The organism is Rhodoferax mekongensis (assembly GCF_032191775.1).
GTDB classification, from domain to species: domain Bacteria; phylum Pseudomonadota; class Gammaproteobacteria; order Burkholderiales; family Burkholderiaceae_C; genus Allorhodoferax; species Allorhodoferax mekongensis.
The window spans coordinates 1,767,899-1,788,351 of the sequence record NZ_CP132507.1 but is presented as its reverse complement, the minus strand read 5'-3'; the positions used below and the strand labels follow the sequence as shown (position 1 = coordinate 1,788,351).

Annotated in this window: 16 protein-coding genes; 7 read left to right on the top strand and 9 right to left on the bottom strand. The window is 62.1% G+C overall.

Annotation, left to right across the window (positions count from 1 at the left end):
• Positions 1 to 89 precede the first annotated feature (89 nt).
• Entirely contained in the window at positions 90 to 665 is a 576-nt protein-coding gene (locus RAN89_RS08675; RefSeq protein ID WP_313869184.1) for an RNA polymerase sigma factor, read from the top strand.
• A 9-nt stretch (positions 666 to 674) separates the two neighbouring features.
• Positions 675 to 1,469 carry an anti-sigma factor gene (locus tag RAN89_RS08670; protein ID WP_313869183.1) on the top strand — a complete coding sequence of 265 codons (795 nt, stop codon included), beginning with the start codon at positions 675 to 677 and terminating at the stop codon, positions 1,467 to 1,469.
• Positions 1,470 to 1,785: 316 nt separating this feature from the next.
• Here the strand turns inward: RAN89_RS08670 and RAN89_RS08665 are convergent, their stop codons facing one another.
• The 3 genes from RAN89_RS08665 to RAN89_RS08655 are packed head-to-tail and all read right to left on the bottom strand — an operon-like array spanning position 1,786 to position 3,875.
• The gene (locus RAN89_RS08665; protein WP_313869182.1) at positions 1,786 to 2,457 is read right to left on the bottom strand and encodes a cupredoxin domain-containing protein; all 672 of its coding nucleotides are present in this window, start codon (positions 2,455 to 2,457) and stop codon (positions 1,786 to 1,788) included.
• 2 nt (positions 2,458 to 2,459) lie between these two features.
• Positions 2,460 to 2,915, bottom strand: coding sequence for a group I truncated hemoglobin (locus RAN89_RS08660; protein WP_313869181.1), 456 nt, complete (start codon positions 2,913 to 2,915; stop codon positions 2,460 to 2,462).
• 33 nt (positions 2,916 to 2,948) lie between these two features.
• On the bottom strand, positions 2,949 to 3,875 hold the full coding sequence (locus tag RAN89_RS08655; RefSeq protein WP_313869180.1) for a DUF3034 family protein: 927 nt from the start codon (positions 3,873 to 3,875) through the stop codon (positions 2,949 to 2,951).
• A 191-nt stretch (positions 3,876 to 4,066) separates the two neighbouring features.
• Between RAN89_RS08655 and RAN89_RS08650 the strand changes: the two genes are divergently transcribed.
• Both RAN89_RS08650 and RAN89_RS08645 read left to right on the top strand, forming a co-directional pair.
• Positions 4,067 to 10,072 (top strand): alpha-2-macroglobulin family protein, encoded by a 6,006-nt coding sequence (locus RAN89_RS08650; protein WP_313869179.1) that lies wholly within the window; start codon positions 4,067 to 4,069, stop codon positions 10,070 to 10,072.
• Between the two features lie 40 nt (positions 10,073 to 10,112).
• A complete protein-coding gene (locus RAN89_RS08645; protein WP_313869178.1) occupies positions 10,113 to 11,078 on the top strand; it encodes a putative phage abortive infection protein in 966 nt (321 codons plus the stop codon).
• A 30-nt stretch (positions 11,079 to 11,108) separates the two neighbouring features.
• Here the strand turns inward: RAN89_RS08645 and RAN89_RS08640 are convergent, their stop codons facing one another.
• Together RAN89_RS08640 and RAN89_RS08635 are read right to left on the bottom strand one after the other, a co-directional pair.
• A complete protein-coding gene (locus tag RAN89_RS08640; RefSeq protein WP_313869177.1) occupies positions 11,109 to 11,576 on the bottom strand; it encodes a hypothetical protein in 468 nt (155 codons plus the stop codon).
• A complete protein-coding gene (locus RAN89_RS08635) occupies positions 11,573 to 12,205 on the bottom strand; it encodes a TetR/AcrR family transcriptional regulator (RefSeq protein ID WP_313869176.1) in 633 nt (210 codons plus the stop codon). Before RAN89_RS08635 ends, RAN89_RS08640 begins: the two co-directional genes overlap by 4 nt.
• Positions 12,206 to 12,290: 85 nt before the next feature.
• Between RAN89_RS08635 and RAN89_RS08630 the strand changes: the two genes are divergently transcribed.
• Entirely contained in the window at positions 12,291 to 12,650 is a 360-nt protein-coding gene (locus RAN89_RS08630; protein WP_313869175.1) for a DUF1304 domain-containing protein, read from the top strand.
• A 14-nt stretch (positions 12,651 to 12,664) separates the two neighbouring features.
• Here RAN89_RS08630 and RAN89_RS08625 read toward each other — a convergent pair whose 3' ends face one another.
• Positions 12,665 to 13,177 (bottom strand): SLOG cluster 4 domain-containing protein, encoded by a 513-nt coding sequence (locus tag RAN89_RS08625; RefSeq protein ID WP_313869174.1) that lies wholly within the window; start codon positions 13,175 to 13,177, stop codon positions 12,665 to 12,667.
• Between the two features lie 8 nt (positions 13,178 to 13,185).
• Positions 13,186 to 14,286, bottom strand: a complete 1,101-nt coding sequence (locus RAN89_RS08620) for an NADH:flavin oxidoreductase (protein WP_313869173.1) — start codon at positions 14,284 to 14,286, stop codon at positions 13,186 to 13,188.
• Positions 14,287 to 14,347: 61 nt separating this feature from the next.
• On the opposite strand from RAN89_RS08620, the gene pbpC reads away from it, so the two are divergent.
• Entirely contained in the window at positions 14,348 to 16,618 is a 2,271-nt protein-coding gene (gene pbpC, locus RAN89_RS08615) for a penicillin-binding protein 1C (protein WP_428984503.1), read from the top strand.
• Here pbpC and RAN89_RS08610 read toward each other — a convergent pair.
• On the bottom strand, positions 16,572 to 17,933 hold the full coding sequence (locus RAN89_RS08610; RefSeq protein ID WP_313869172.1) for a DUF3999 family protein: 1,362 nt from the start codon (positions 17,931 to 17,933) through the stop codon (positions 16,572 to 16,574). The genes pbpC and RAN89_RS08610 overlap by 47 nt on opposite strands.
• Between RAN89_RS08610 and RAN89_RS08605 the strand changes: the two genes are divergently transcribed.
• On the top strand, positions 17,932 to 19,077 hold the full coding sequence (locus RAN89_RS08605; RefSeq protein ID WP_313869171.1) for an alpha-hydroxy acid oxidase: 1,146 nt from the start codon (positions 17,932 to 17,934) through the stop codon (positions 19,075 to 19,077). The two genes, RAN89_RS08610 and RAN89_RS08605, sit on opposite strands and share 2 nt — an antisense overlap.
• A 16-nt stretch (positions 19,078 to 19,093) precedes the next feature.
• Here the strand turns inward: RAN89_RS08605 and RAN89_RS08600 are convergent, their stop codons facing one another.
• Complete coding sequence (locus RAN89_RS08600) at positions 19,094 to 20,437, bottom strand: ABC transporter substrate-binding protein (RefSeq protein WP_313869170.1); 1,344 nt, start codon at positions 20,435 to 20,437, stop codon at positions 19,094 to 19,096.
• Between the last annotated feature and the right edge of the window lie 16 nt (positions 20,438 to 20,453).

Sequence of the window (20,453 nt, the reverse complement as noted above, 5' to 3'; positions counted from 1 at the left end):
TTTTTGAATCCGCGCCAAGGGTTTGTGCGTACTCAAAACACAAGCCCCCAACCAACGCTCAGCCACCCAAACGCCCACACAATGGAGCCATGAATGCCGACCACCCCGACGCCAAGCTCATTGTCCTGCTGGAGCGTATTGCGCTCAAAGACCAGGCAGCCCTCAAATCGCTCTACGACGAGTGCGCGGGCAAACTCTATGGTCTGGCTCTGCGGGTTGTCAGCCAGCGCGAATTTGCGGAAGACGTGCTGCAGGAGGCTTTCTTGAACATCTGGCGCTCGGCCCCGGACTACTCTGCATCCCTGAGCCCGCCCATGGCCTGGATGGGGCTCATTGTGCGCAGCCGCGCGCTGGACCTGTTGCGCCGCCGGGCCGCCGAGCGCACCCACCTCACCCAGGAGATTGACGAAACACTGGCCGACACCCTGGAGGGCGATGGCCCCACTCCGCTGGACACGGCGCAGGCCAGTGAACAAGCCTGGGCCCTGAACCAATGCCTAGGCCGGCTGGATAGCAAACAGCGCGAGGTCGTGAACCTGGCCTATATGCGCGACCTGAGCCACAGCGAGCTGGCCACCCAGCTTCAACTGCCCTTGGGCACCGTCAAGACCTGGATACGCCGCGGCCTCGACCAGCTGCGCCTGTGCATGGCACGTTTTGCATAAGAGGCCGCCATGAAAATCCACCAACACCCCGAACTGCTGGACCGCTTGGCCGCCAGCTACGCACTGGGCACCCTGCGCGGCCCGGCCCGCCGCCGTTTTGAAGCCATGGCCCGCGAGCAGGCCCCGGTGCGCGCAGCAGCCCTCATCTGGCAAAGCCGCTTCTCCAGCATCAACGAGCTCCAACCCGACGTAGCGCCAGCACCCGCGGTGTGGACGCGCATTGAAAACCTGGTATTGGCGGAGCGCGAACAGGCCGCCCTGCAGGCTGCCCGCGCCAAAGCAGCCGCTCAGTCTGAGAATGACACGCGCTGGAGCGCGTGGCTGCGAAGCCTCACGGTCTGGCGAGTCGCGAGCGCAGCTGGTGCTGTTGCCACCGTGGCCGCAGTCACCGTAGGCCTGAACCTGCGCCAGGAGTTAGGCAGCGAGATTGCCAAGTTGCAAACCCAATTGCAGGCCACACCGCAAATCGAATACGTAGCCGTGCTGGCCGACGACAAAGCCACCGCCTCCATGCTGGTGACTTTCGATCCCAAGAACAAAAAACTCACCCTGCAACGCGTGGGCGGCTACCAGGAAGCCAGCGACCGCTCCTTGCAGCTCTGGGCCTTGCCCCCCAGCGGCGGCCCCAAGTCACTGGGCGTGCTCACCAACGACAAACTGCTGCGCTTGACCGCCGGTGAAAACGACGTGCGCGAAGTGCCTACCCTCGCCATCAGCCTGGAGCCCAAAGGCGGCGTGCCGAGTGAAACCGGCCCGACCGGACCGGTGCTATTCAAAGGTGCTTTGATTCAAAAGATGTTGTAGCCTCGTCGTACTTTTTCCCAGCCATGCCTGACTCCACTCCGATCTACTCGGACCAGTTCGGTCCCCGCAAATTCAAACCGCATGGGCGCGTTAGCTACGCAAATAGCGGCAAGATGCTCTGCCTGCGGCCGTCGAAGGATCTGCCTTGATGGGTCCTCTCTATGCCAAAGTGTTTCAGGGCACTGGCGTCCCGTTTGCGCATTTTGCGGACCGCGATGCCGCTTGCGCTTGGGTTGAATCCGTATTCGGCGCATGGCAATCGCCGACAGACACCCGGACCTAAAGGCGGGCGCTGTCAGCAGCGCTTCGATGAAGCTTAGCTCCGTCGCCGCGGTGCTACATCCAGTTGAAATGTGGCCTTGCCCGGCGAAATGTGCACGTTCACCTGCAATGGTGCTTTTTCCACCAGCTGCGCAGCGTTCCAGACCTTGATCGTGGCGGCACCCTCAGGCACGTCTTCCAGCACGGCTATACCTTCGCTGTTGGTCTTGACCGTCCAGGGCGACTCCGCCACGTAAATGGCTCCGCCCATGCGGCTGTGGATGAAACAGCCCAACAGAGCTGCGCCTACCGCGCCAGGCTTGTCCATGGTGAAAACGGCAGCGCTTGCGGCTTTTCCGTCCTGCTTGCCTTCAAGCAAAGCGGACTGTCCATCGGAGGCTCCGGGCGCGGCCCCGGGTGTGCTGAGGCGCACATGGTGATTCCAAGGGTCGCTATTGGCGAAACGCACTTTGGCGCCCACACCCACGACGGTAACGGCAGGGCTGAATTGCTGCTTTTCCTGGTTCACCACAGCGCTCATGGGCAGTGGGTTGCGTGGCTGGCCTTTGCCGCTGGGCAGCACGATCACCACGGAATCCGGCGCAGGCTTGCCATCGCGGTCCAGTACCAGCACCTCCAAAGTGCCGGCCTGCGCGGTGACGCAGGCTACAAAAAAAGCCGCACTGGCGGCGACTTTCTTTCCGTGTTTTAGTCTGGTGAGGCGCATGTTCATTTGGCCGTGATGATGTCGCGGTGCATGGGCGCCAACAGTGCCAACAATTGGTTCTGGGTAGCGAATGGAATGTTGCGCGCATCCATGGAGGCTTGCAGTACTTCTACCAAGGCATTGAAGTTGCCCTTGGTGATGCCCATGCCGGCGTGCGCGGTCTTCATGTCAGCGCCTTCATATTTGCAGGGGCCACCGGTGGCCATACACACCTGGTCTACCAACTGCTCTGACAGGTACGAGGCCTTGGTGTCTTTGAACTGCTCGCCAATGCGTTTGTCGGCCTTCAGGCCGGCCACGAAAAGGTCCATCAGGGCTTGCAAGCCGGGCTTGCCGCCCAGCGCTTGAAACAGGGCGTCATTTCTTGCAGGGGCCATGGGCATGGCAGATTGGGCATGGGCGCTCACAGAGACCAGGCCGGACAGGGCCACAAGGCAAGCGACAAAGTAGTTTTTCATGGTGATTTCCTTTGAATCTAAAGCGCGCGCGTCTTAGAACGCAAACTGGGCAGACAGGTAGTAGCCGCTCTGGTTGCGGCTGGAGGTCACACCCGGCAGGATGCGGCCCAGGTCCAGATAGGCCAGCGTGATGGAGCTGTGTTTGTTGGGCGCCCATGCGACAAACACGTCTTTCCATGCGTCTTCCTGCAAACCCTCACCCAAACCGTTGGCCATGCCGAACGCACGCAGGTTGTTGGGCTTGGCACGGTACTCGGCGCCTATGGCGATGTTTTTGCTCAGCAGGTAGGCCACCGAAATTTCAGGGACCCAGCTGGCGTTGTTGGTGCCCGGATCTTTGGAGCCGAAGCCCACGAGGCCGTTCTGGTTGGCGCTGGTGTAGCGCAGCGTGCCGTTCACCAGCAGGCTGTTGGCCAGAAAGAGCTTGGTAGCGCTTACATAAAAGTCGGTACCACTGGTCTTGGCGCCCAAGAAGTCCAGTACCGGTGTGATGGAGCCGGCATCTACCGTTTTCTGCTCCACACCTACCGCCACCTGGGGCATCCAGCTGTCGCTGTTGAGTACTGCATCGCCGGCCACTTTTACCTTGAGACCTAGCACATCCATCTTGATGCGCTGGCCGTCCTGTACCGCAAAGCCCAGGCCATTGAGAGCCGTTACCGGCGAAGCATTGAAATCCTGGCGGGCCAAAGACACCTCCACCCGGTCGTTAAAGGCAAAGGCCACACCCATGGTACTGAGCTGGTAGTCCGTCACGGTGGCGCGGCTGACATGGGCAGAGACACCCATCTCCCCCTCGGTCGCGTTGGTGCCAATGGTGGCCCATGGGGTCAAGCCACCGCCGGCAGCGCCGTCGATGGAGCTCACGCCCCCGGTGAGCAAAAGCTTGCCGGTATCAGCAAGGGCGCCGCTGCACAGGGCGGCAGCGCTGAGGGCGATGGCGGTGGATAATTGTTTCATGGGCACGTCCAGTCCTAAAGTTCGGGCGAAAAATCAGTTCCTGACCCTATTACGCGGCCGGATGCGCTCCGGATTCAACTTTTTACAAATAATTTTGAATCCACCCGATCGCGGGCGTCAAACCACGCCGGATGGTCACGTTGCTGCCCCTGTTTTCGGCTACGCTGAGCGCACTTTTTCGGGGAGCGACCATGAAAACAAAAAATGCATTTCTGGCCTGCGGCTTGGCCGCCTTGAGCTGGAGCGCCCAAGCACTGCAAATCATCAGCCTTTCACCTCAAGGCGAAGTGGCGCAGGTGCGCCAGCTGGTGGCCAAGTTTGACGAGAGTGCAGTCAACTTCGGCGACCCCAAGGCCGAAGCCCCGCTTACCCTGAGCTGCAGTGACGCCCAAGTCACCAAAGGCACCGGTCGCTGGGTGAACGACCGGGTGTGGGCCTACGACTTCGACCGCGACTTGCCCCCCGGTGTGCGCTGCACGGTACAAGCCAAACCTGGGTTCAAATCACCCAAAGGCGCAGACCTGGCGGGCGTTAGCAGCTATAAATTCAATAGCGGCGGCCCCTTTGTACGCAGCATTCAGCCCTACCAGGGTTATCGCATTGATGAGGAGCAGTTCTTTATCTTGCAGCTCAGCGGCCCTGCCACGCTGGAGAGCGTGAAAGCCAATGTGTGGTGCAAGGCATCCGACCTGGGCGAAAAGATCGGCATCCGCCTGCTCGAGGGCAAAGAGCGCGCGGCGCTCCTGGAGGCCCAAGGATTGGACGGCTACGCCAAGGCTGACCCCCTGTCGTATGTGACCATGACTTGCGCGCGCCGCCTGTCGTCATCGGCCAAAGTGAGTGTGGTGTTCGGCAAGGGGGTGGCCACGCCAGCCACCGGCACCACCCTCGGTGTGCCCAACACGGTGGAGCGCCAGTTTGCCTACCAGGTACGCGAGCCCTTTGCGGCCAACTTCAGTTGCGAGCGGGAAAACGCCCAGGCTGCCTGCCTGTCCATTCGTCCCCTGCAGCTCAGCTTCAATGCGCCGGTGTCGGCCAAGCTGCTGCAAGCCATTCGCCTGAGTGACGGCAAGAACAGCTTCAAGCCTGTGCTCGCGGAAGACAGCGGCGATGAAGACAACGTGGTCAACAGCGTGCGCTTTGAGGGCGGCCTGCCCGAGCAGGCGCAGCTGACCATCACCTTACCCAAAGATTTCAAAGACGCGTCCGGCCGCAACCTGCGCAATGCGGACAGCTTCCCGCTCAAAACCGCCACCGCCGCCATGCCGCCGCTGGCCAAGTTTGCGGCCTCGCCTTTCGGCATCGTGGAGCGCTTTGCCGAGCCCGATGGCGTGGCCATGCTGCCGGTGACTTTGCGCAACGTCGAAGCTGCGCTGAAGGTCAAGGGTCTGAACGCCGAGCAGGACAAATCCGCCGGCAAGGCGCCTGCCGGCAAAGTGCGTACCTTCCAGCCGGGGACGGACGCCGACATCATTGCCTGGTACCGCAAGGTATTGCGCTACGACGAGACCAACATCTCCCGCAGCCAGGCAGCCCGCGAACTGGGCACCAAGTTGCCCCAGCCTTCCACGCCCACAGACCGCGACTATGTGCAAACGCGCATGCTTTCGCTGCTGGACGGCCGCCCCGGCGCCAAAACGCTGGAGCTGCCCCAGCCCCAGAGCCAAGACCCACGACCCTTCGAGGTGGTGGGCATTCCCCTCACCCCCGGCTTCCATGTGGTGGAGATCGCCTCCCAAAAGCTGGGCACCAGCCTGCTGGACGAGCGCTATGGCGATGGTCGCACCATGTATGTCCGCACCGCCGCACTGGTGACCAACCTGGGTGTGCACTTCAAGCTAGGCCGCGAAAATGCGCTCGCCTGGGTGACATCGCTGGACAAGGGCAAGCCCGTGGCCGGTGCCCAAGTCGTGGTGTCCGATTGCCGGGGCCAAGAAGTAGCCCGTGGCCAGACCGATGCCCAAGGTATTGCCACCCTCACTGGCGTGTCGCCCCAAGCGCCCCGCTGCAACGGGGAAGACGGCTACTACAGCAGTGCCTACTTTGTGAGCGCCCGCGCCGCCCAGCCTGCGGCCGATGGCAAAGGCACGGTGCAAGACCTGGCCTTCACCTGGAGCGACTGGAACCGCGGCATTGAACCCTGGCGCTTCAACGTGCCTACCAGCCGCCAGCCCCTTCCTGACGAAGTGGCCCACACCATCTTCGACCGCACCCTGCTGCGCGCGGGCGAAACCGTGTCCATGAAGCACGTGCTGCGCACCCAGACCAGCAAAGGCTTCGGCCTGCCGGATGCCAAACCGGACACCCTACTCATCACCCACATGGGCAGCGGCCAGCAATACGCGCTGCAACTCGGGTGGCACAAAACCGCCACCGGGGGCTTGAGTGCAGAAAACAGCTTCTCCATCCCTCAAGGCGCCAAGCTGGGTGCTTACCAGGTGCAGCTCACGAGTGGCAACGGTCGGCAGGACTTTTACACCGGCGAGTTCCGGGTCGAAGAGTTCAGGCTGCCGGTGCTTGAGGGCCGTGTCACCCCCACCGAGAAAAAGCCATTGGTCAATGCCACGCAAGTGCCGGTGGATGTGCAGATCAACTACGTCTCTGGTGGCGGCGCGGTCAACCTGCCGGTGCGCGTATCTGCCTTGGTGCGGGCCAAAGGCCTGAGCTTTGCGGACTTCAGCGAATTCAGCTTCTCGCCACCGCAAGTAGGGCAGCAAGCCCGCTCAGACGACGGCGAAGAAGAAAACACTGCAAGCGCCGATGCGCGTGTCATCGCCGACAAAATGCCGCTCACCCTCGACAAGAACGGCGGCGGCAAGCTGACTATTGCCGATGTGCCCAAGAGCCGCCAGCCGCAAGACCTGCTGCTGGAAGCCACGTACTCAGACCCCAACGGTGAAGTGCAAACCATACGCAGCACCCAAACCCTGTGGCCGGCCAGCGTGATTGCCGGCATCAAGACCGAGGGCTGGGTGTCCAGCGGGCAAAAGATCAAGTTCCGCGCGCTCGCATTGGACTTGTCCGGCAAACCGCAAGCCGGTGTGGCGCTGGAGGTGAAAGCTACCGCCCGCATCACTACCACCACGCGCAAGCGCATGGTGGGAGGCTTCTACACCTACGACAACAAAACCAGCACAAAAGAACTGGGTAGCGTGTGCTCCGGCAAGAGCGATGCCCGCGGCCTGCTGCTGTGCGAAACCGAGGTCAACGAGGCCGGTCAGGTCGAGCTGGTGGTGACCGCCAAAGACGGCTCGGGCAACAGCATTCAGGCGGCCAGCAGCGTGTATGTAACCAAACAAGGCGAGCTCTGGTTCGGTGGTGACAACAACGACCGCATCGACCTGCTGCCCGAAAAGAAAAGCTACCAAGCCGGCGAGACGGCCAACTTCCAGGTGCGCATGCCCTTCCGCTTTGCCACGGCACTGGTAGCCGTGGAGCGCGAAGGCATTGTGCACACCGAGGTGGTGGAGCTCAACGGCCAGGACCCGACCATCCACCTGAAGATTCAGGAAGGCTGGGGCCCCAATGTGTATGTGAGCGCACTGGTGCTGCGAGGCCGCCTGCGCGAGGTGCCGTGGTACAGCTTCTTCACCTGGGGCTACAAGGCTCCGCGCGAGTGGTGGACCAGCTTCTGGTACGAGGGGCGCGAGTACGTGGCGCCCACTGCACTGGTGGACCTGAGCAAGCCCGCCTTCAGGCTGGGTGTGGCCGAAATCCGCGTGGGCACGCAGGCGCATGAACTCAATGTGAGCGTCAAGGCCGACAAGGAAAGTTACGCCGTGCGCGGCAAAGCGCAGGTCACCATCACCGTCAAGCTGCCCAACGGTCAACCCGCTGCCAACGCCGAAGTGGCTGTGGCCGCGGTAGACCAGGCCCTGCTGGAGCTGATGCCCAACCGCAGCTGGAACCTGCTCGATGCCATGTTGCAGCGGCGCAGCTGGGGAGTGGAAACATCCACCGCGCAAATGGAAATCATCGGCCGACGCCACTATGGCCGCAAGGCCGTGGCGCCCGGTGGCGGGGGCGGTCACAGCGGTGCGCGCGAGCTGCTGGAGACCCTGCTGCTCTGGAAGCCGGTGGTCAAGCTGGACGCCAATGGCCAAGCCCAAGTGACGGTGCCGCTGAACGATGCCCTCACCACATTCAAGATCGTGGCAGTGGCCGATGCCTCCACCGGCCTGTTTGGCACCGGCAGCACCAGCATACGTGCCACGCAAGATTTGCAGATCATCAGCGGCCTGCCGCCCCTGGTGCGTGAAGACGACCAGTACCGCGCCCAACTGACCCTGCGTAACACCACCAAGCAGGCCATGAAGGTGCTGGTAACCCCGCGCGCCACGCTATTAAATTTAGAGCAACAAACCATTGATATACCTGCGGGAGATGCCCGCGAGGTAGCATGGAACGTGACTGCCCCTGCACAGCTCGCCTTGAGCCGCAACGAGGCCATCCTGTGGGAGATAGAGGCCAAGGACACCATCAGCGGCGCCAAAGACGCGCTGAAGGCCCGCCAGCGCATCGTGCCTGCCGTGCCGCTCACGGTGCAGCAGGCTACGCTGGTACAGATTGACGGTCCGCTCACCATGGACGTGAATGCGCCTGCCGATGCCCTGCCCGGCCGTGGCGGCCTGAAGATGGCGCTGCAACCCAAGCTGGCCGAAGGCCTGCCGGGCGTGAAAGACTGGTTTGCCCTCTACCCCTTTGCATGCCTGGAGCAAAAGACCAGCAAGAGCGTGGGCCTGCGCGATGGCAAGCTGTGGCAAAGCGTGGCCGCGCAAATACCAAGCTACCTGGACAGCGATGGCTTGGCCAACTACTTCCCGCCGCGCGATGGAGAGGCCAATCGCGGCAGTGACACGCTGACCGCCTACCTGCTGGCTGCAACCCATGAGGCCGCCAGCATTGACCCGGCCTTTGCCCTCAGCGACGAGATCCGCGCGCCCATGGAGCGCGGCCTGATTGCCTTTGTAGAAGGCCGCATCCAGCGCGAGTTCTGGAGCCCGCGCAAAGACCTGGACATGCGCAAGCTAGCTGCTGTCGAAGCGCTGTCGCGCTACGGCAAAGCACAAGGCCGTATGGTGAACAGCATCACCATCGCGCCCAACCAGTGGCCCACGCATGCGGTCATCGACTGGCTCAACATCTTGAAACGCGTGACCGACGTGCCCGAGCGCGACAAGCGCTTGGCTGAGGCCAACCAGATTCTGCGCAGCCGCATCAGCTACCAAGGCACCAAGATGATCTTCAGCACCGAGAAGGACGATTACTGGTGGTGGCTGATGCAAAGCGGCGACGTGAACACCGCGCGCCTCATCTTGAGTGTGCTGGACGACCCGGCCTGGAAAGACGACATGGGGCGCTTGGCCAATGGCTTCATCAGCCGCCAGCAAAACGGCGCCTGGCACACCACCACGGCCAACCTGTGGGGTGGCTTGGCACTTGAGAAATTCAGCGCCAAGTTTGAAGCGGTGCCGGTCGCTGGAACCACCAAGGCCAGCATGAGCACAGGCACTGCGGCAGTGGATTGGAGCAAGGTGGAGCGGATCAAAACGACGGATACATCAGGCGCTGCACACCAGACCACCTGGTTCGGCGCGCCTACGTCACCGGGTAACCTGAAGAACAACACCATGTTCTTGCCCTGGAGCAAAACTGCGGCCAAGGACACGCTGAACGTGACCCACCAGGGCGCAGGCAAGCCGTGGCTCACACTGCAGTCCGTAGCAGCGGTGCAACTGAAAGCGCCGTTCTTTGCGGGCTACCAGATCAAGAAAACCATCACCCCGGTTGAGCAGGCCAACAAGGGCCTGCCCGCTGGCAGCTACACGCGCGGCGACGTGCTGCGCATCAGCATCGAAGTGAACGCCAGCGCCGACATGACCTGGGTCGCCATCACCGACCCCGTGCCCGGCGGCGCCACCATTTTGGGTAGCGGCCTGGGCCGCGACAGCGAGATCGCCACGCAAGGAGAAAAGAAAGAGGGCTACGGCTGGGCCGCGTTTGAAGAGCGCAGCTTCGAATCCTTCCGCAGCTACTACGAATACTTGCCCAAGGGTGTGGTGAAGATGGAATACACCATCCGCCTGAACAACGTCGGCGAGTTCTCGCTGCCACCATCACGCGTGGAAGCGATGTATGCGCCGGAGATGTTTGGGGAATCGCCGAATATGAAGGTGAAAGTGGTAGGGGTGAAATGATGCGCTCGCTAACTAGGAACAAATTATTGTGGAGTCAAGAATGACAAAAACAGGAAGTAGCAGTGATGCAGGAAACGACCTACTGAATCAAGGTTATTTGATCGCTGCCGCAGTAGTGGTTTGTGTGGCGATCATTGTCGGCAGCTTTATCTGGAGATTCCATTCATTTGACTTTTCGGCAAGCACCGAGCACTGGGGGCAGTTCGGCGATTTTGTTGGCGGACTTGTAAATCCTTTGATAGGGGTTGCAACTGTTTTGTTGGTATTGATCAATATTCGTATCCAACAGAAAGAACTGAAGGCGTCACTCGAACAAATCAAGCACGCGAATGTCCTAAACGCAAAGCAGAGCTTTGAACAATCACTCTTTGCTTGGCTAGGGACCTACAGGCAGCTTGTCGATAACATCCAAGATGAAGACGGCACGACCGGGAAACTCACGTTAGCTGCATGGCATCGCAAGAATTTCGCTAGCGACACACCTTCGCCGTCCCATCAAAGCTCTATTGCAACCATCGCAAAAACGATTGAAAGAGGTGACTACCTCGAAGGCAAGATGGACCTGCAGACAAAAGTGGATCTGTTTATCGAAGCCAGCAAAGGTTACGAAAAAATATTTGAAAGTAAAAGATCTGACCTAGATGCAGTATTTCGGACACTCTATAGATTGTTTTTGTGGATTGACACTTCAACTCTAAGCAATGCTGACAAGCGTCATTACACATCTCTAGTACGTGCGCAGTTGTCTTGGATTGAGATGGTTTATCTGGTTTTCAATGGACTGACATCACAAGGTGAGAATTTCGCTGTTCTTTGCAATAGATATGCCCTTTTCGATAACTTAGCTGTTAACAAAGAAAGAGTATTGGAAATCATCAAATGCGATATCCCGAACCTGAATAAAGTTGACCTCAAAACGATGACTGGATTCCAGCATTGGCCTTATGACGAAAGTGCATTTTCATCCGATGTCGCGTGGACCAAATTGGAGAATGCTGCAACTTGAAGCGAGACGGGTTTCAGAAACACTGCTTGACTAAGCCAGCACCACCACCTTGCCAAACCTCAGGTGGTGCAAGCACTCCCGCACGATCACCATCGCCGCATAAAACTCCGGCGCCGTAGGCAAGGCCTCATGGCCGATCGGCCTACCCTGGCTGACCATGGCGATGCGGTTGAACTTGTCTTCCACCTCCTCCAGACTCCAGATCAGCACCGCATCCGGCGCAGCGCCCACACCTTGCAATATCAACGCGGCACCTGAGCCGCTTAGTTGCAACTGCTCCGTACGAACCATCCTGGCAGCAAGCCGCATTAGCACGTCCTCAGTCACCTCTATGGCGTGTTCAATGTCCAGCGGCGTGGGCGGTGTGTGCCGCATCCATTGGCGGGCCAGCGAAGCTGTGCCCAGCGGCAGCTCTTGCTGCAAAACGACTTGGCCGTCTTCAACGCACAGCACCGTGCTGGTCTCTGTTCCGAGTTGAAGTGTGGTTTGAACTGTCATCGCACATCCTTGTTTCGCAGGCCTTCCAGCATGGCGACCAGACACTGTCGGGTGTCGGCCAGCGCGTCTTGTACGCCAGCCTCGTCATCCGGCATGGAGTCCATACCGCCATACAGCGCGCCCAACACGATGCGCGCCAAGCGCTCTGCATCGTGCCCCTGAAAAATGCCATTTGCTTGAATGGCGGCGATGCTGCTGCGCATGGCGCCCAAGCCCTGCCGTTGGCGGATGTCACCCCACACCTGCGCGCCCAGCACCGCGGGTGCGTCCACCAGCATCAGGCGGCGCATAGGCGCGTTAGTGCCGGCTTGCAGCACGGTGTCGATGGAGGCCAGAAAGGCTACCCACGCACCACCACCTTTCGCGATCACGCCTTGGCTTGCTGCCATGGCAGCTTGCACCAACTGCGCGTCCACCTGCTCCACCACCGCAGCAAACAGGCCTTTTTTGTCGCCGTAGTGGTGGTAGAGCGCGCCCACGGTCACGCCGGCATCCGCGCAGATGCTGCCCACTGGTGCTTTCTCAAAGCCCTGTTCGCTGAACCAGCGCAGTGCGGCGCTTTGCAGTGCGGCTTGGGTGGCGCTAGCGTTCTCTTTGCGGCCGTCGCGTTTGGTGGGGGTGTCAGACATGGGTAACGGGGGTGACAACAGCACCCTTTACAAACATAACGTGATTATGTATTCTCCGAGCCACTTTATCAACCGGAATGCTCCCATGCCCATCGTCGCCCAAGTTCTTATTGCACTGGTCTGCATGATCCACGTGTACATTTTTCTGCTGGAAACCGTGCTTTACAAGAGCCGTGGGGTGAAGGTATTTGGCATTCCGCCGTCCGAGGTGGAGTCGCGCAAGGCGGCCATGTCCAACCAGGGCTGCTACAACGGATTTTTGGCCGCGGCCCTGTTGCTGGGCCTGGTCTACCCCGACCCGGCGATTGCCAAGGCATTTGCCACTTTCGGGCTGGCCTGCGTGGCGGTGGCAGGCGTGTGGGGTGCGGTCACGGTGATGGTGCGCATTCTGTACATCCAGACCGTGCCCGCCGTGTTGGGCTTGGCTGCGCTCTACTTCCTCTAAAGCAGGCAGTCGCCTTAAGCCAGTCCCAAAGCTTTCAAGCGCGCTTCCAGCTCTGCCACCGAGCTCCAAGGCAGGATGGGAGAGTTTTTGCGCTCATCCGGCGGGTTCTGCTCCAGCTGATCGGACCAGCCGCCAAAACCTGTCAGCGGCAGCAAAGGCCGCTTGTGCAACCAGGCCAGGCACACCTCCGAGATGGTGCCGGCCCGCCCGCCTATGACCAGGCAGGCGTCGCCGGCTAGGGCCATCAACAAATTGCGCGCATCCCCCACGCCTGAGGGCACCACCACAGTGGCAGGCCAATCGGGCGACGGCATTTCGCCTTCGGGGATGATGCTCAGCACCTGCCCGCCCGCAGCCACCGCGCATTCGGCTGCATGGCGGGTGGCCGGGCTGCCACAGCCACTGACCACCGTGATGCCTAGGCCCGCCATCAGGCGGCCGGCCTCACCAGCAAGTGCATACGCCGCCGAGCCGGGCTCTGCGCTGCCCAACACACATACCTGCCGTCGGCGGATCGTCGTGGCCATGGCGTGCCTTAGACCAAAGTGCCCAGCGCTGCCGGCGAGAAATTCGACAACTCTGCCTCGCGGCCATCGCGCACCTTCACCGCCCAATCCGGGTCGCTAATGAGCGCGCGGCCCACGGCCACCAAGTCAAAGTCGCCCCGGTCAAAGCGGCGCAGCAGTTCGTCCAGCAATGCAGGCTTGGAGCTTTCGCCGCCGAAAGCCGCAATGAACTCACCACTCAGGCCCACCGAGCCCACGGTGATGGTGGGGCGGCCGGTGAGCTTTTTGGCCCAGCCGGCAAAGTTCAGGTCAGAGCCTTCAAACTCCGGCTCCCAGAAACGGCGCTGTGAGCAGTGAAAGATGTCCGCCCCTGCGTCTGCCAGCGGCTGCAGCCAGGCGGCCATTTCGTCGGGCGTCTGCGCAATGCGGGCCGCGTAGTCCTGCTGCTTCCACTGCGAGAGGCGGATGATGACCGGGTAGTCCGGCCCCACCTCGGCACGCACGGCCTTCAAGATTTCGGCGGCAAAGCGGCCACGGGCCACCAAATCACCACCGTATTTGTCGGTGCGTTGGTTGGTGCCTTCCCAGAAAAACTGGTCGATCAAGTAGCCGTGGGCGCCATGCAACTCAATCGTGTCAAAGCCCAGGCGCTTGGCGGCACCGGCGGCCTTGGCGAATGCGGCAATGGTGTCGGCAATGGCTTCGTCGGTCATGGGCTCGCCAAAAGTTTTGCCGGGGCGCGACAGGCCGGAGGGCGAGTCCACGGGCGGTGGCGCTGTCCAGGTGGTGCGCGGGTTGCGCGCAGCGCCCACGTGCCAGAGCTGCGGCGCCATCACGCCACCGGCCTGGTGCACCGCGTTGATGACGTCTTGCCAGGCGCCCAAAGCAGCGTCGCCCCAGAAGTGCGGCACATCCGGGTCGTTGGCGGCGGACGGGCGCTGCACCACCGTACCTTCGGAAACAATCAGTCCTACGGCAGCGGCAGCGCGCTTGCGGTAATACTCGGTCACCGCCGGAGTGGGCACGCCGCCGGGCGAGAAAGACCGGGTCATGGGTGCCATGACAATGCGGTTGGCAAGCTTCAAGCCTTTGAAGCTGAAGGGCTGGAACAAGGGTGCGGCGTTAGACATAAGAGCAAAGGTGGGTGGGTTGCAGATCAACACAGTTTACGCAGACCAGTCTTGGCACACCGTGCCCAAGGTCACCAAGGCTACAGGCAGGCTGCGCCTCACTTTTGCTACGCTTTTGATAGCTGCTTGCGCACATTCGGCGGGCGCCAAGACCAGTTTTGAGCATGTAAAGGCTGGCTACAAGCCCTCCGACACCTTGCTGCTGGACCGCCAGGGCGAAGTGCTGCACCGCCTGCGCACCGACACCAGCGTGCGCCGCGGGCAGTGGGTGGCGCTGGCCGATGTGTCGCCTGCGCTGCGCACGGCGCTGGTGCTGAGCGAGGACAAGCGTTTTTACGAGCACAGCGGGGTGGACTGGCGAGCCGTGTCCGCCGCCGCCTGGGCCAACCTGTGGAACACCAAAACCCGGGGCGCCTCCACCATCACCATGCAGCTTGCCGGCTTGTTGGACGAGGATTTGAAGCGCAGCAACTCCGGCCGCAGCGTGGTGCAAAAGCTGGGCCAAACCATGGCCGCCGAGAGCCTGGAACGCGGTTGGCGCAAAGACCAGATCCTGGAGGCCTACCTCAACCTCGTGCCTTTTCGGGGCGAGCTGGTGGGCATTGACGCTTTGAGCCGCAGCCTCTTCGGCAAGGCTCCGCACGGCCTGGACCACCGCGAGGCCGCCGTGGCGGCTGCCCTGATCCGCGCGCCCAACGCCAAAGAGGCGCAGGTCACCCAGCGGGCCTGCAGTGTGTTCAAAACCCTGGAGCCCACCAGTGCAAACAAGGCCGCAAGCCCAAGCAGTGGTGGCTGCGAAGCCATGGAGCTGTTGGTGGCCTCCGCCCTGGCCCGCCGCGACTTTGCGGCGAGCGAGGGCATCGCCCCGCACGTGGCGCGCCAGCTGGCCCGCACCACGGTGGGGGATGGCGCCGCACCGGCCACCATCCGCAGCTCTTTAAGTGCGCCCCTCCAACGCTTTGCCCAACAGGCCCTGCAAACCCAGCTGCGCGAGTTGAGCGGCCGGCATGTGGAAGACGCCGCCCTGCTGGTGCTGGACAACGCCAGTGGCGAGGTGCTGGCTTGGGTCAACAGCAGCGGCCCCCTGAGCGCCGCGCCCGAGGTGGACTTTGTGACTTCGCTGCGCCAGCCCGGCTCCACGCTCAAGCCGTTTTTGTACGGGCAGGCACTGGCGGAGCGGCGCATCACTGCCGCCTCCCTGCTCGAAGACTCTTCCACCCAGATCCAAACCACCGGTGGCCTCTACATCCCGCAGAACTACGACCGCCAGTTCAAAGGCTGGGTGTCGGCCCGCACCGCACTGGGCGCCTCGCTCAATGTGCCGGCGGTGCGCACGCTGGTCATGGTGTCGCCCGACGCTTTTCAGAAACAACTGGCCCGCATGGGAATGCCGCTCAAGGAGAGTGGCGACTTCTATGGCTACAGCCTGGCTTTGGGCAGTGCTGAGACCACGCTGCTCAACCTGACCAACAGCTACCGCACCCTGGCCAATGGCGGCCGCGCCAGCCCCACCCGCCTCACCGTGGGTCGCACGCCTCCGCCCTTCAGCCCGGCGCTGGATGCGCGGGCCGCCTTCATCGTAGGCGACATCCTCAGCGACCCCATGGCACGTGCCCGCACCTTCGGCACCGACAGCGTGCTGGCCACCCGCTTCTGGGCCGCGGTCAAAACCGGCACCAGCAAAGACATGCGCGACAACTGGGCCGTGGGTTTCAGCCAGCGCTATACCGTTGGCGTGTGGGTAGGCAACGCCAGCGGCGCCCCGATGTGGGACGTGAGCGGCACCACCGGCGCCGCCCCTATCTGGGCGGCAGTCATGAACCAGCTGCACCGCCAGCGAAGTAGCCGTGCGCCCCAGCCCCCTGCCGGTCTGGTGCAAAAAACGGTGACTGTAGAGGGCGAAGCACCCCGCAGTGAATGGTTCATCAACGGCACTGAGCAGAGTGTTTTTGCTATGGAAAAGGGAGCTACCCGCGCATATTCCACGGGCGCCAGAGGCCAAAATGATTCGAAAAGCTCCGGTAACAGCACCACCAACACCGCCCGCATTACCGCCCCGACCAGCGGCACCATCCTCGCGCTGGACCCCGACATTCCGCCCCAGGCCCAGCGCCTGAGCCTGGAGGCCGAAGGCAGCAATCTGCGCTGGTTGATCGACGGCAAGCAAATCGCCAAAGGCAACACGGCTTTGTGGCTGCCCTGGCCGGGGCGGCATGTGATCCAGATCGTCGACAACAAAGGCAAGGTGCTGGACCAGGTTCGGCTGGAGGTGCGGGGCGCCGGCGTCAAGGGCGGTGCGTCGGCCGCACCAGCACCCACACGGCGACCATAGCCACGGCCAGAGGCACCAGAAACCAAGCCCACAACACCGGGCCGCGCACCTTCCAATGTGCGGGCATCAGCGATGCGGCCCACAGCTGGGGTGCCCCGGGCAGCACGGCCCGCAGCTGCTTGACCGGCCGCAGCGGCACGATGTCGGGCACCATCGCAGGACCGGGAATCAGGCTTTCCAGCTCCACGGCAGCCTGCGCGGTGCCGGCCCGGCCGGCTGCCACGGTGTAGGGCCCTTGGCCTGTGGCCAGAAACAAAACCTGCATGGGCGACAGCTCTGCCGCCAGGCGCAAACCGCCGGCCGGCAAAGGCACGCCGTTACCGGCCTCTATGCGCAATTGCGCAATCTGTGCATCCGGCAGTGCTTGTGGCGGGTTGCTGCCCAATCCGCCCGGCAAGTCTTGCCGGTACACCACGGTTGAGGCCAGTAGCTTCCAAGGCTGTGCAGGGTCGGCGCGGGCCGAGATGCGCAAGGGCACAGGATCGTCACCCTGCAGCATGTGCAGGTGCACCGCGCTCAAGGGCGTAGCGAACGGGAAAGACCAGACAAAGCCTGACGCGCCATCGGCCACACCGGCCCCCAACTCGGCGCGCACTGCGGGCACCGGAGGACGCCAACCGGCCACCCGCCCTGTGAGGCTGGCGAGCTTGACGCCGGTATGACCCGGCCAAGTGATCCGCAGGTAGCGTCCCTCCACGCTCAAAGGCTCTTGCAGCTCCAACACGGTGTTCACCGGCGGCTCGGCGCCTTCAAAGCGGTAGACCGGCCCCTTCACGGGCACCGGGGTCCAGTCTTGCAGGTTGTCACTCACTGCCACTTGCAAAGAAATAAGCGTGTTGCGGTGCCACACACCCTTGATGTCCAGCGCTGCCAGCAACTGCACCTCGGTGCGCAGGTCGGCAATGGCCTGAGTGGCGGTGGATGTGAATGAAAAAGCCCGTGTCTGCACCGCATGGCGCTGGCGCACCGGACCGTCGCCCCCCGTCACCGCATAGGGGATCACCTCACCCGCGGCATTCAGCACCCGCACGTCATGGCCGGCGCGGCTTTGCAGGCGGGTCAATGCATCAGCAGGCAGGGCAATGCGCACCAAGCTGCCGGATTCCACCCCGGCCACGGTGCCCAACCATGCAAATTCGGACACCCGGGGTGCAAGGGAGGGCGGCTCGGCACCGGCCGCCATGGTGGCCAGCAGCAGGCCGGACACCAGCAAGCAGCGCGCCGATTCAATAATTTCACGCGCCGCAGGTCGGATTTCACGGGCAAACCACCGCCTGCGGACTACCATGCCGCATCGATGAAGGAGACTTTGCATGCCTGTGATCACGAATATTGAAGACTTGCGCGTTCTGGCTGAGAAGCGGGTTCCCCGCATGTTTTACGACTATGCCGACTCCGGCTCCTGGACCGAAGGCACATACCGTGCCAATGAAGAGGATTTCCAGAAGATCAAGCTGCGCCAGCGGGTCGCCGTGAACATGGAAAACCGCAGCACCGGCACCACCATGGTGGGCACCGCGGCCAAAATGCCGGTGGCCATCGCCCCGGTAGGCTTGACCGGCATGCAACATGCCGATGGCGAGATCCATGCTGCGCGGGCTGCCGAAAAGTTCGGCATTCCTTTCACGCTGTCCACCATGAGCATTTGCTCCATCGAAGACATTGCGGAGAACACCAGCGCCCCCTTCTGGTTCCAGCTCTACATGATGCGGGACCGCAAGGCCATGGCCAACATGATCGAGCGCGCCCGCGCTGCGCGCTGCAGTGCCCTGGTGCTGACCCTGGACCTGCAAGTCATAGGCCAGCGCCACAAAGACCTGAAAAACGGCCTGAGCGCCCCACCCCGCCCCACCCTGGCCAACATTATCAACCTGGCCACCAAGCCGCGCTGGTGCCTAGGCATGCTGGGCACCCGCCGCCACACCTTCCGCAACCTGGTGGGGCATGTGGAGTCGGTGAGCGACATGAAGTCCCTGGCCGCCTGGACCAACGAACAGTTCGACCCTCGCCTGTCGTGGGACGACGTGAAATGGGTCAAGGAAAAATGGGGTGGCAAGCTCATCCTCAAGGGCATTCAGGATGTGGAAGACGCCGTGTTGGCAGCCCAGAGCGGAGCGGACGCGATTGTGGTGAGCAACCATGGCGGCCGCCAGTTGGACGGCGCACCCAGCAGCATCAGCGCACTGCCTGCCATCGTGGCTGCCGTGGGCGATAAACTGGAAGTCTGGATGGATGGCGGCATTCGCAGCGGGCAGGACGTGCTCAAGGCCTGGGCTCTGGGCGCCAAGGGCACCATGATCGGCCGTGCGATGGTTTACGGCCTGGGCGCCATGGGCGAAGCCGGGGTGACCAAGGCGTTGCAAATCATCCACAAAGAGCTGGACGTAACCATGGCCTTCTGCGGTCACACCAACATCCAGAACGTGGACCGCAACATTCTGGTGCCCGGCACCTTCTGAACCGGCCCCTTGCGCCTCAGCGGTAACCCGCTGCGGCCATGATGTCGTTCACCCGGCGCACGATGTCGCTCAGGGCTTTGTCCGCCGGTTTCGCGCCGGTCATGCCCTGGTACACCGCGGCTCCCAAAGGGCCGGTGTTGATCTCATCCCACTCGGGGATGATGGGGCGCCAGTCAGGCTCCGAATAGCGCAATTGTTCTTTCAGGGTGATGAACTCTGGATACTGGCGCACGACCTCAGAGTCCGACATGGTAGACAAGCGGCTGGGCCCGCCCCCCAGCCGCACCACCGCCTTGTCTTGCGCCTTGGACGTCAACCACTGCAAAAGCAGGAAGGCCGCCTCACTGCGCGCCGAGTTACGCGCGATGGCCAGCCCCAACCCGCCGGATTGCGAGGCATAGCGGGTGCCACGCGGATGCAGCGCATAACTCACTTTGCCGTCCACCTTGGACAGTGGGGAACTGCGCACCGCGCCGAATACAGCGGTGGAGTCCAGGTACATCGCGCTCTCGCCCTGCAGAAAGCTTGCGAGCGAGTCGTTGTACGAAAACTGGGGTATTCCTTTGGGACCGGTATCGGCAATGTGCTTGAGCAACTCCAGCGCCTGCACGCCTTCACTACGGTGAAACAGCGGCATCCACTGATCGTCAAAAAAACGACCGCCCAGGGCATTGAAGTGCAGCAACCAAGCGTGTACACAGTTGTGCCCGGATTGGCCACGCGAGGTCAGTGCGCCTATGCCGGTTTTCTCACGCAAAGGGCCCAGCATGTCAGCCAGATCGGCATAGGTGCGAGGAGGTACAAAACCATGTTTTTCAAATACGTCTCGCCGGTAGGCCAGCACGGACGTCTCTGCACCGTAGGGCAAGCCGTACAGCTTGGCGCCCGGGCCGGGCAAATAACCTTTGGGCCCACCCACCAGGCCGATGTTTTGCACATAGCGCGGCACCAGGTCGCCAAAAGCGTAGTCCGGGTCGGCCAGCAGGCGGTTGTTCAGGAAGCCTTCCAGTGGCGCAATGAGTTTCTTTTTGACGTACTCGCCCTTCCAGGTGACGATGTAAGTGACGAGGTCCAGGCTACTTTGTGGCTTGGCCAGCTCGGCCATTTGCACATGTTTCATGCGCAAGATGTTGTCGCGCGCCACGTCCACCTTGATGCCCGTCTCTGCCGTGAACTGCGGCAGCAGCTTGAGCATGGCGTCAAAGTGCGGGTGATCCGGGATGCTGAAGGCCACCGTCTGCCCCTTGAATCGGGCATGGCGGTCCTGCGCGTGGCTGCTGGCCACCGGCAGCGCGCTGCCGAATAGGGTAAGCGCACTACCGGCCAGAAGTCTGCGGCGGCTGACGGCTTTGGAAAACAACGACGTACCTGCTATC

What these genes read in the sequence shown, in the direction of transcription:
- RAN89_RS08630 (WP_313869175.1), top strand. Translation starts at nt 12,291, where the DNA reads ATGCCCATCGTCGCCCAAGTTCTTATTGCACTGGTCTGCATGATCCAC.
- RAN89_RS08645 (WP_313869178.1), top strand. Translation starts at nt 10,113, where the DNA reads ATGACAAAAACAGGAAGTAGCAGTGATGCAGGAAACGACCTACTGAAT.
- RAN89_RS08675 (WP_313869184.1), top strand. Translation starts at nt 90, where the DNA reads ATGAATGCCGACCACCCCGACGCCAAGCTCATTGTCCTGCTGGAGCGT.
- RAN89_RS08650 (WP_313869179.1), top strand. Translation starts at nt 4,067, where the DNA reads ATGAAAACAAAAAATGCATTTCTGGCCTGCGGCTTGGCCGCCTTGAGC.
- RAN89_RS08610 (WP_313869172.1), bottom strand. Translation starts at nt 17,933, where the DNA reads ATGCAAAGTCTCCTTCATCGATGCGGCATGGTAGTCCGCAGGCGGTGG.
- RAN89_RS08635 (WP_313869176.1), bottom strand. Translation starts at nt 12,205, where the DNA reads ATGTCTGACACCCCCACCAAACGCGACGGCCGCAAAGAGAACGCTAGC.
- RAN89_RS08670 (WP_313869183.1), top strand. Translation starts at nt 675, where the DNA reads ATGAAAATCCACCAACACCCCGAACTGCTGGACCGCTTGGCCGCCAGC.
- RAN89_RS08655 (WP_313869180.1), bottom strand. Translation starts at nt 3,875, where the DNA reads ATGAAACAATTATCCACCGCCATCGCCCTCAGCGCTGCCGCCCTGTGC.
- RAN89_RS08625 (WP_313869174.1), bottom strand. Translation starts at nt 13,177, where the DNA reads ATGGCCACGACGATCCGCCGACGGCAGGTATGTGTGTTGGGCAGCGCA.
- RAN89_RS08665 (WP_313869182.1), bottom strand. Translation starts at nt 2,457, where the DNA reads ATGCGCCTCACCAGACTAAAACACGGAAAGAAAGTCGCCGCCAGTGCG.
- RAN89_RS08605 (WP_313869171.1), top strand. Translation starts at nt 17,932, where the DNA reads ATGCCTGTGATCACGAATATTGAAGACTTGCGCGTTCTGGCTGAGAAG.
- RAN89_RS08660 (WP_313869181.1), bottom strand. Translation starts at nt 2,915, where the DNA reads ATGAAAAACTACTTTGTCGCTTGCCTTGTGGCCCTGTCCGGCCTGGTC.
- RAN89_RS08640 (WP_313869177.1), bottom strand. Translation starts at nt 11,576, where the DNA reads ATGACAGTTCAAACCACACTTCAACTCGGAACAGAGACCAGCACGGTG.
- RAN89_RS08620 (WP_313869173.1), bottom strand. Translation starts at nt 14,286, where the DNA reads ATGTCTAACGCCGCACCCTTGTTCCAGCCCTTCAGCTTCAAAGGCTTG.